The sequence below is a fragment of the Streptomyces chilikensis genome, assembly GCF_001642695.1.
Lineage (GTDB): Bacteria > Actinomycetota > Actinomycetes > Streptomycetales > Streptomycetaceae > Streptomyces > Streptomyces chilikensis.
On the sequence record NZ_LWCC02000013.1, the window covers coordinates 1 to 8,701 of the forward strand.

Annotated in this window: 8 protein-coding genes; 3 read left to right on the plus strand and 5 right to left on the minus strand. The window is 73.5% G+C overall.

Going from position 1 to position 8,701, the window contains the following annotated elements; genetic code table 11:
• Positions 1 to 103: 103 nt before the first annotated feature.
• From A2U95_RS20720 to A2U95_RS20730, 3 genes are all read right to left on the minus strand, one after another.
• Entirely contained in the window at positions 104 to 2,662 is a 2,559-nt protein-coding gene (locus A2U95_RS20720) for a polynucleotide kinase-phosphatase (protein ID WP_166025531.1), read from the minus strand.
• Positions 2,659 to 4,293 carry a 3' terminal RNA ribose 2'-O-methyltransferase Hen1 gene (locus A2U95_RS20725; RefSeq protein ID WP_166025532.1) on the minus strand — a complete coding sequence of 545 codons (1,635 nt, stop codon included), beginning with the start codon at positions 4,291 to 4,293 and terminating at the stop codon, positions 2,659 to 2,661. The genes A2U95_RS20720 and A2U95_RS20725 overlap by 4 nt, the downstream gene beginning before the upstream one ends.
• A 158-nt stretch (positions 4,294 to 4,451) precedes the next feature.
• Complete coding sequence (locus tag A2U95_RS20730; RefSeq protein WP_166025533.1) at positions 4,452 to 5,375, minus strand: LLM class F420-dependent oxidoreductase; 924 nt, start codon at positions 5,373 to 5,375, stop codon at positions 4,452 to 4,454.
• Between the two features lie 295 nt (positions 5,376 to 5,670).
• Between A2U95_RS20730 and A2U95_RS20735 the strand changes: the two genes are divergently transcribed.
• Positions 5,671 to 5,847 (plus strand): hypothetical protein, encoded by a 177-nt coding sequence (locus A2U95_RS20735; RefSeq protein ID WP_166025534.1) that lies wholly within the window; start codon positions 5,671 to 5,673, stop codon positions 5,845 to 5,847.
• Between the two features lie 81 nt (positions 5,848 to 5,928).
• Here the strand turns inward: A2U95_RS20735 and A2U95_RS20740 are convergent, their stop codons facing one another.
• Positions 5,929 to 6,114, minus strand: coding sequence for a DUF1737 domain-containing protein (locus A2U95_RS20740; protein WP_166025535.1), 186 nt, complete (start codon positions 6,112 to 6,114; stop codon positions 5,929 to 5,931).
• Between the two features lie 223 nt (positions 6,115 to 6,337).
• Between A2U95_RS20740 and A2U95_RS20745 the strand changes: the two genes are divergently transcribed.
• Entirely contained in the window at positions 6,338 to 6,913 is a 576-nt protein-coding gene (locus tag A2U95_RS20745) for a hypothetical protein (RefSeq protein ID WP_166025536.1), read from the plus strand.
• Between the two features lie 65 nt (positions 6,914 to 6,978).
• On the opposite strand, the gene A2U95_RS20750 is transcribed toward A2U95_RS20745, so the two are convergent.
• Entirely contained in the window at positions 6,979 to 7,776 is a 798-nt protein-coding gene (locus A2U95_RS20750) for an alpha/beta fold hydrolase (RefSeq protein ID WP_166025537.1), read from the minus strand.
• A gap of 36 nt (positions 7,777 to 7,812) precedes the next feature.
• On the opposite strand from A2U95_RS20750, the gene A2U95_RS20755 reads away from it, so the two are divergent.
• The gene (locus A2U95_RS20755; protein ID WP_166025538.1) at positions 7,813 to 8,433 is read left to right on the plus strand and encodes a TetR/AcrR family transcriptional regulator; all 621 of its coding nucleotides are present in this window, start codon (positions 7,813 to 7,815) and stop codon (positions 8,431 to 8,433) included.
• Positions 8,434 to 8,701 lie beyond the last annotated feature (268 nt).

An 8,701-nucleotide genomic window follows, 5' to 3' on the forward strand; every position in this document is an offset into this window, starting at 1 on the left:
ACCGGCGGCGGTGACCGGGGCGGCGCCGGGCGCCCGCTCCCGCGGCCCGGCTCGCCGCCGGTGCCCCGCGCCGTCCTCGTGGCGGGGGCGCCCGCCGGCCGCTCTACAGCCGGGGGTCCACCGGCTCGGACTCCAGCGCCAGCACCGCGAACACCGCCTCGTGGACCCGCCACAGCGGCTCGCCCCCGGCGAGGCGGTCCAGCGCCTCCAGTCCCAGCGCGTACTCCCGCAGCGCCAGCGACCGCTTGTGCCCCAGGTGCCGCTGCCGCAGCCGCTCCAGGTTGTCCGGCCGGGTGTACTCCGGGCCGTAGATGATCCGCAGGTACTCCCGCCCGCGGCACTTGACGCCGGGCTGCACCAGTCGCCCCTCCGCGTCCCGCACCAGCGCGCCGAGCGGTTTGACGACCATGCCCTCGCCGCCCCGGCCGGTCAGCTCCAGCCACCAGCCGGTGCCCGCGGCCACCGAGGCCGGGTCGCCGGTGTCCACCAGCAGCCGTCCGGTGCGCCGCAGCAGCCCGCTGCCGTCGGCCTCCACCAGCCGGTCCAGCCAGGCCAGCTGCTCGTCGTGCGGCACGCCCGCGAGGCTGCGGCCCCGCCCGGCGAGGAGCTGGAACGGCGCGAACCGCACGCCCTCCAGACCCTCGGTGCTCCAGCAGTACCGCCGGTACGCCTCGGTGAACGCCTGCGCGTCGGCGGCGCGTCCACGCTGCCGGGCCAGCAGCCCCGACACGTCCACGCCGCGCGCCCCGGCCGCCTCCAGCGCGGCCAGCGCGCCCGGGAAGACCGCGCCGGAGGCGGCCCCGACCGCCGCGTACTGGTTGCGCAGCAGCCCGGCCGCCTTCAGCGACCAGGGCAGCAGCTCGCCGTCCAGCAGCAGCCAGTCGGTGTCCAGTTCCTCCCACAGCCCGGCACCGTCGACCGCCGAGCGGATCCGGCCGAGGACCTCCTCGGTGACCCGCGCGTCGTCGAAGAACGGCCGCCCGGTGCGGGTGTGCAGCGAACCGGTGGGCCCGTCCACGCCGAACCGCTCCCGGGCCGCCGCCGCGTCCCGGCAGACCAGCGCCACGGCGCGCGAGCCCATGTGCTTCTCCTCGCACACCACCCGCTCCACCCCGGCCGCCGCGTACTGCGCGAACGCCTCCACCGGGTGCTCGAGGTAGCCCTCGGCCTGGGAGGTGGCCGTCGGCGCCATGGTCGGCGGCAGGTACGGCAGCAGCCGCGGGTCCACCGCGAACCGGCTGATGACCTCCAGCGCGGCCGCCGCGTTCTCCTCGCGCACCGAGATCCGCCCGGCGTGCCGGGTCTCCACGATCCGCCGGCCCCGCACGTCGTCCAGGTCCAGCGGACGCCCCTGGTGGCCGCCCGGCGCCTCGTTCACCAGCGGCTTCACTGGCTCGTACCAGACCTGCTCGGCCGGCACCTCCACCAGCTCCCGCTCCGGGTAGCGCAGCGCGGTCAGCTTGCCGCCGAAGACCGCACCGGTGTCCAGGCAGATCGTGTTGTTGAGCCAGGTGGCCGTCGGCACCGGGGTGTGGCCGTACACCACCGCGGCCCGGCCCCGGTAGTCCTCCGCCCACGGGTAGCGCACCGGCAGCCCGAACTCGTCGGTCTCGCCGGTGGTGTCGCCGTACAGGGCGTGCGAGCGCACCCGCCCTGAGGTCCGGCCGTGGTACTTCTCCGGCAGACCCGCGTGGCAGACCACCAGCCGGCCCCCGTCGAGGACGTAGTGGCTGACCAGCCCGTCGATGAACGTCCGGACCCGCTCCTTGAACTCCTCGCTCTCGCCCTCCATCTGGGCGACGGTCTCGGCCAGGCCGTGGGTGTGCTGGACCTGGCGGCCCCGCAGGTGACGGCCGAACTTGTTCTCGTGGTTGCCCGGTACGCACAGCGCGTTGCCGGACTCCACCATCGACATCACCCGCCGCAGCACGCCCGGCGAGTCGGGCCCGCGGTCCACCAGGTCGCCGACGAACACGGCGGTCCGCCCCTCCGGGTGCACGCCGTCGGCGTAGCCCAGCTTCCGCAGCAGCGCCTCCAGTTCCAGGGAGCAGCCGTGGACGTCGCCCACGATGTCGAACGGGCCGGTCAGGTGGGTCAGGTCGTTGAACCGCTTCTCGGTGGTGACGGTGGCGTGCTCGACCTCCTCCACGCCGCGCAGCACGTGCACCTTGCGGAACCCCTCGCGCTCCAGGTGCCGCAGCGAGCGCCTGAGCTCGCGGGTGTGCCGCTGGACGACCCGGCGCGGCATGTCCGCCCGGTCCGCGCGGGCGGCGTTGCGCTCCGCGCACACCGCCTCCGGCACGTCCAGCACGATCGCGACGGGCAGCACGTCGTGCTCCCGCGCGAGCGCGATCAGCTGCCGGCGGGCCTCCTGCTGCACGTTGGTGGCGTCCACCACGGTCCGCCGGCCCGCGGCGAGCCGCTTGCCGGCGATGTGGTGGAGCACGTCGAAGGCGTCCTTGGTGGCGCTCTGGTCGTTCTCGTCGTCGGCCACCAGCCCGCGGCAGAAGTCCGAGGAGATCACCTCGGTCGGCTTGAAGTGCCGCCCGGCGAACGTGGACTTGCCGGAGCCGGAGGCGCCGATCAGCACCACCAGGGACAGGTCGGTGACGGGCAGGACGCGCCCGGTGGGCCGGGCCTCCTCCACGGGTGCGCCGGTCATGCCGCGGCCTCCTTGCGGTCTTCGCTCTCGTGACGGCTCCCGGCGCGGCCGGCGTGCTTCTCGCCGCCGGTGTCCGCGCACAGGGTGAACAGGGCCAGCTGGGTGGGCGGCCCCACCTCGGGGTCGTCCGGGCCGACCGGCCGGTACTCGACGTCGTAGCCGAAGCGCGCCGCGACCGAGTCCGCCCAGGCGCGGAACTCCTCCCGGCTCCACTCGAACCGGTGGTCGCCGTGCCGGACGTGGCCCGCGGGCAGCGACTCCCAGCGCACGTTGTACTCGGCGTTCGGGGTGGTGACGACGACGGTGCGCGGCCGTGCGGAGCCGAACACCGCGTACTCCAGGGCGGGCAGCCGCGGCAGGTCCAGGTGCTCGATCACCTCGCTGAGCACCGCCGCGTCGTACCCCTTGAGCCTGCTGTCCGTGTAGACCAGCGACCCCTGCAGCAGCCGGACCCGCGACGCCTGCCGCTCGCCCATCCGCTCCAGCCGCAGCCGCCGCGAGGCGACGGCGAGGGCCCGCACCGACACGTCCACCCCGACGACCTCGCTGTACCGGGTGTCCTTCAGCAACTCCCGCACCAGGTGGCCCTCACCGCAGCCCAGGTCCAGCACGCGGGCCGCGCGCCGCTCGCGCAGCGCGGCCAGGACCGCCTCCCGGCGCTGCCGCGCCAGCGGCACGGGGCGCTCCTCGGCACCGGCCCCCGCGGCGGTGGCCTCCACGGTGGTGTCCTCCACGGCGGCACCGACGGCATCGGCGTGGACGGGGACGCCGGCGTCGGCGGCGGCGTCGGCGAGCGCGGCCTCGGCGGGCACCGCGTTGTCGATCTCCTCGACCTCGGTGTCGTCCGCCTGGGCCAGCCGCAGGAGTTCCTGCCGCTCGGTCTCCAGCCGCTCGTCCGCCCGCCGGGTCAGCGACCAGCGGCGTGCCAGGTACCGGTCGGTGATCAGCCGCTGCTCCGGATGGCCGGACAGCCAGCCCTCACCCGCCCGCAGCAGCTTGTCGACCTCGTCGGGGGAGACCCAGTAGTGCTTGGCCCCGTCCAGCACCGGCAGCAGCACGTACAGGTGGCGCAGCGTCTCGGCCACGGTCAGCCGGTCCGACTCCAGCACCAGCGACACGTACCGGGAGTCGCCCCACTCGGGGAACGTCGCGTCCAGCGGCACCGGCCGCACGCCGGCCGTCCAGCCCAGCGGCTCGAACAGCCTGGTCACCAGCTCCGGGCCGCCCCGCGCCGGCAGCGACGGGATCTCCACCCGCAGCGGCAGCGGCCGGCCGGGCAGCTCCGGCCGGGCCTTGCACTGCCCCTTCATCGCGGTGGAGAACACCGAGCCCAGCGCCACCGCCAGCAGCGAGGACGCCGCGTACGGGCGGTCGTTGACGTACTGGGCGAGCGCCGAGTCCGGCGCCCCGCCGCGCCCCTTGCCCCGGCCGCGGCGCACCAGCGCCACCGGGTCGACCTCCAGCAGCAGCGCCGCCGTGCAGCGCTCCTCGGTGGCCTCCGGGTAGACGACGTGCGCGGTGCCGTAGGACGTGGAGAAGGGCTGCGCCTTGCCGGGATGCTTGTGCAGCAGGAACCCGAGGTCGGTGGCCGGGCCGGCCGGCGTGCCGGTGGCGGTGATGGTCAGGAACATCCGGGCTCCTCCCCCGTTCGGCCCGCCGGGCGTCCGTGACGGCCGCGGCGGGACATGCGAAGCCCCCGGGACACGCTGTCCCGGGGGCTCGCAGGACGACGCCGCTCACCATCGCACACCGGGCGCGACCTGCGCCCTTCGTTTATCGGCGGCGGACGTCAGCCGAGCTGGGCCTGCACCTGGGAGGAGATCAGCTCCAGGTGGTCCAGGTCCTCCAGGTCGAGGACCTGGAGGTAGATCCGCTGCGACCCGGCCTCGGCGTAGCGGCCGATCTTCTCGACCACCTCGGCGGGGGAGCCCGCCAGGCCGTTCAGCTTCAGCTCGTCGACCTCACGCCCGATCCGCCCGGCACGGCGGGCCACCTCGGCGTCGTCACGGCCCACGCACACCACCAGGGCGTTGGAGTACGTGAGGTCGTCCGCCGCCCGTCCGGCCTCCACGGCGGCGGCGCCCACCCGCTCGAACAGGGCCTTGCTGTCCTCGACAGAGATGAACGGCGCGTTGAACTCGTCGGCGTAGCGGGCGGCCAGCCGCGGCGTGCGCTTGGCGCCGGTGCCGCCGATCAGGACCGGCACCTTCCGCTGCGCCGGCTTCGGCAGCGCGGGGGAGTCGGTCAGGTCGTAGTACGTCCCGTGGTGGCTGAAGGTCTTACCGACCTCGGTGGCCCACATCCCGGTGACGATCTCGAGCTGCTCCTCCAGGCGGGCGAGCTTCTCCTTGGGGAAGGGGATGCCGTACGCCTTGTGCTCGTCCTCGTACCAGCCCGCGCCCAGGCCGAGTTCGATGCGGCCGCCGGACATCTGGTCGACCTGCGCGACCTGGATGGCGAGGACGCCGGGAAGGCGGAAGGTGCCCGCCGTCATCAGGGTGCCGAGGCGGATCCGCTTGGTCTCCCGGGCCAGGCCGGCCAGGGTGATCCAGGCGTCGGTCGGACCGGGCAGGCCGGTGACGTCGCCCATGTGCAGGTAGTGGTCGGAGCGGAAGAAGGCGTCGAAGCCGAGGTCCTCGGTGGCCTTGGCGACCGTGAGCAGGGTGTCGTACGTCGCCCCCTGCTGGGGCTCGGTGAAGATTCGCAGGTCCATGCCCCCATCCTGCACCGCGACGCGGCGCGAGGTCACACCGCATCGCGGCGGGGGACCCCACACACCGCATCGCGGCGCGGGAACGCGCCGCACGCACCGGTCCCACGTTCCCCGTGATCACCGGCAGGGTGAAAAAGCGTCAACCCGGCGACGGTTCGACGACCGGTGCAGTGACCGCCATCCGGGGTGGTCGTTGGTTCGGGCGGAGCCGGGCCGACCCGGCCCCGCCCCGGTGCCTCGACGCCGGGGCGTCTGTCGCGTTCGCCCCTTCGGGGCCAGGGCCTGGGAGCCTTCGATGCCGGAAGAGACCGTGCCGCAGTCCGGTGCGTCAAGTGTGCAGAGCGTCCCGCAGCAGCCGGCGGGCCTGCTGCAGCAGATGGAGGAGCTGATGGCGGCCCTCAACGCGGACATCTCCGACCTGGGGGCCGCGCTCGGTGGCCGGCCGGAGGACCGCGACCGCGACGTGATCTGACCGTCGCGGCCCCGCGGCGGGACGGCGCCGGCGCCACCGGAACACCCGCGGACCCGCCGCCCACCGCTCCTCGCGAAGCCCTTACGTACGGGCCGGCCAGAGCAGCGCCTGGGCGACGATCACCCGCTCGCCGTCGAAGGTGAGGGCGGGGCCTTGGTACAGCTCGTAGCCGAGGGCGATCGCTTCGCTGACCCGCCGGCAGAACGCGCTGTCGTCCGGCCCCGTCAGGACGCGGTAGACGGGCAGTCCGTCTGGTGGTGTGCTCATGAGGAGAAGGATCCCAGACGCGCCCGCCGAACGGGCAGGGGCGCTGCCCGGCACCGCAGGACGAGAACTGTTTTCGGACAGTGGCCGGGCCGGCACCCCGTGGCGGATCGTCCTCGCGCTTATGGTTCAGCATGCGTCAGGCGCTCCCGAGCGGGTGCCGCGACCTCGACGTCCCGGTTTCCGGGCCGGCGGACCGGCGCCGTCACGACATCCGGGAGGAAGAATGGTTCGGTCTCGGGAAAGCCTGGCGTCCTCCGTCCGTTCCCGGGTGCCGGTGCTGTTCGCCGCCGTCCTGCTCGGCGCCTGCCCCTCTTCGCCGGAGGAGGTGGGCGCGGGCCGGGCACTGGACGCGGAGGGTGTCCAGTCCAGTGGTGTGGTGGGCAGCGACCACGCCAAGGTGGGTGAGACCTGGTGGTTCGCCCTGCCCGTCCCGCACAACACCAGCTCCGAGCCGATCGAGATAACGGACGTCTCCCTCCTTCACGTTCCGGCCGGCGTGAAGGTCCTGGAATACGGCGCCTACGACCTGGACGACACCGAAGGGCTTCCTCTGCTGGCGCGTGAGGGAGAGGCCGAAACTCCGGATTTCGCCCGGCTCGAGAACCACGCCGACGAGCCGGTGAGGGTCGCCGCCGGTGAGCGGAGCGACATCTTCTACACCGTGAAGTTGAAGGTGGTCGCTCCTCCGCGGGGGAACGCGCGTCGGTGCCGCTTCGACTACCGGCAGAACGGCCGGTCCTCCTCACAGGAACTCGACTGTGAGGTCTCCCTGAGGGTCGGCCCGCTGCAGGGGACGTGACCTGCGTCGCTCGACGGGTCGCCCGCGGCCTTCGACGGGGAGCGGTGCGCCGGCACGGGTGCCCCTCAGCCGGCGGCGAGGGTGTCGAGCAGGCGGCCGAGCGCTGCCGGAGCCTGAATGTGGGCCAGGTGGCCCTGGCCGGGGAGTTCATGGACTCCGGCGCGCGCGACGCGCCGTCGCACGTCGTCGAACGACGTTCCGTAGGGGGCTCTGCCGCGGTTGCGCCCGCCGATGATCAGGTCGGCCCGATCCGCCCGGCGCGCCATCACGTCCGGAGGCGGTGTCGCGTTGAGCGCGCCGAGCTCGGTGCACAGCGGTCCGCTCAAGCGACGCAGGACCGCCCAACCGTCGTGATCGGCCCGCAGGCCCTCGACATGCGCCGCGGAGAATCCGGAGATCCGCCGATTGACGATCTCGACGCAGCGGTCCCAGTCCGCCGTCTCCTGCGCCGCCTTCAGGTCCGGCAGCGCATGAAGCCCGAACGGCCGCACCACCGGCTCGTAGGCGATCACCTGGTGAACCGGCCGCTCGCCGGCGGCCAGCAGGGCGATCAAGCCGCCGTAGCTCCAGCCGAAGAGCGCCCTCGTGCCGGCGAACTCGTCGAGGACCACGCAGAGGTCCTCGACCTCCGTGCGCAGCGAGTAGGAATCGGTCAACGGCCCCGACGGAGTGCGGCCGCGGCGGTTCACGACCACCACCGAGGGCCAGGCCGTGACGGCGCCCGCAACGCGGCGCCACGCGTACGCGTCGCTCATCACGCCCGGGACGACGACGAGGCCCGCAGTGCCCGGCTCCCCGTACACGTCGACCGTGATCCAGCTTTCTCCGCCGACCGACAGCTTCTTCTGAATCGTCCGCTCCATAAATCCATTATGGAGCGAACGATCTACAATGCAAGGGTGACCGAACGCAACCGTGGACGCCCCCGCGCCTTCGACCGCGACCGCGCGGTCCTCGACGCCGCCCGCCTCTTCTGGCGACGCGGCTATTCCGGCACCTCGACCCGGGCCCTGGCCGCGGCCCTGGGGCTTTCCACCTCCAGCCTCTACGCCGCCTTCGGCAGCAAGGCCGGACTGTTCGAGGAAGCGGTGCGGACCTACGCCGAGCGGTACCGCGAGATCTACCGGCAGGCCGTTGCCGCGAAGGACATCCGGACCGTCATCGAGCGCGTCCTGACCGACTCGGTCCACGAGTTCACCCGGCCGAGCGCCACGCACCCCGGGTGCCTCATCAGCAGCGCCGTGATGACCGACAGCGCGAGCACGCTCGACACCGGCGCCTACCTCGCCGAACTGCACAGCTCGAACGAGCGGGCCCTCCTCGTACGCGTCGAGCGGGCGATCCGGGACGGGGAACTGACCGCGGGCACCGACGCGGTGGCCCTGACCGGGCTCGTCCAATCCGTCTGGCACGGATTGTCCGCGCGGTCCAACGCCGACACGCCGCGCGAGGACCTGCTCGCGACGGCGCGCCTCGCTCACCAGCTGATCTGCCGGCAACTCACGTCACCGACGTCCTGACCCGCGACGACGGGCGTGCGGTCCGCGCCGGTGCCCGTGACGCGGCGCGGTGGCCCGCGGCTCGGCGTGAGGCGTTCCCGGCCGGAAACGGGCCGACGGGATCCTCGGCGGCGCAGCCGATAAAGGCTGCACCACCGCGAACGCCTGTGCCATCATGCGCCTGTTTTCGACCGCGATCCCCGGAGCCGCGAAACGCCGGTGGACGTGGCGCGACCCGCGTCGCCGAAGACGCTCTCACTGGGGGGAAGACATGTCCTGTCGCTCGTGT

Coding starts and splice junctions, on each gene's coding strand:
- A2U95_RS20720 (WP_166025531.1), bottom strand. CDS start 2,662: ATGACCGGCGCACCCGTGGAGGAGGCCCGGCCCACCGGGCGCGTCCTG.
- A2U95_RS20725 (WP_166025532.1), bottom strand. CDS start 4,293: ATGTTCCTGACCATCACCGCCACCGGCACGCCGGCCGGCCCGGCCACC.
- A2U95_RS20730 (WP_166025533.1), bottom strand. CDS start 5,375: ATGGACCTGCGAATCTTCACCGAGCCCCAGCAGGGGGCGACGTACGAC.
- A2U95_RS20735 (WP_166025534.1), top strand. CDS start 5,671: ATGCCGGAAGAGACCGTGCCGCAGTCCGGTGCGTCAAGTGTGCAGAGC.
- A2U95_RS20740 (WP_166025535.1), bottom strand. CDS start 6,114: ATGAGCACACCACCAGACGGACTGCCCGTCTACCGCGTCCTGACGGGG.
- A2U95_RS20745 (WP_166025536.1), top strand. CDS start 6,338: ATGGTTCGGTCTCGGGAAAGCCTGGCGTCCTCCGTCCGTTCCCGGGTG.
- A2U95_RS20750 (WP_166025537.1), bottom strand. CDS start 7,776: ATGGAGCGGACGATTCAGAAGAAGCTGTCGGTCGGCGGAGAAAGCTGG.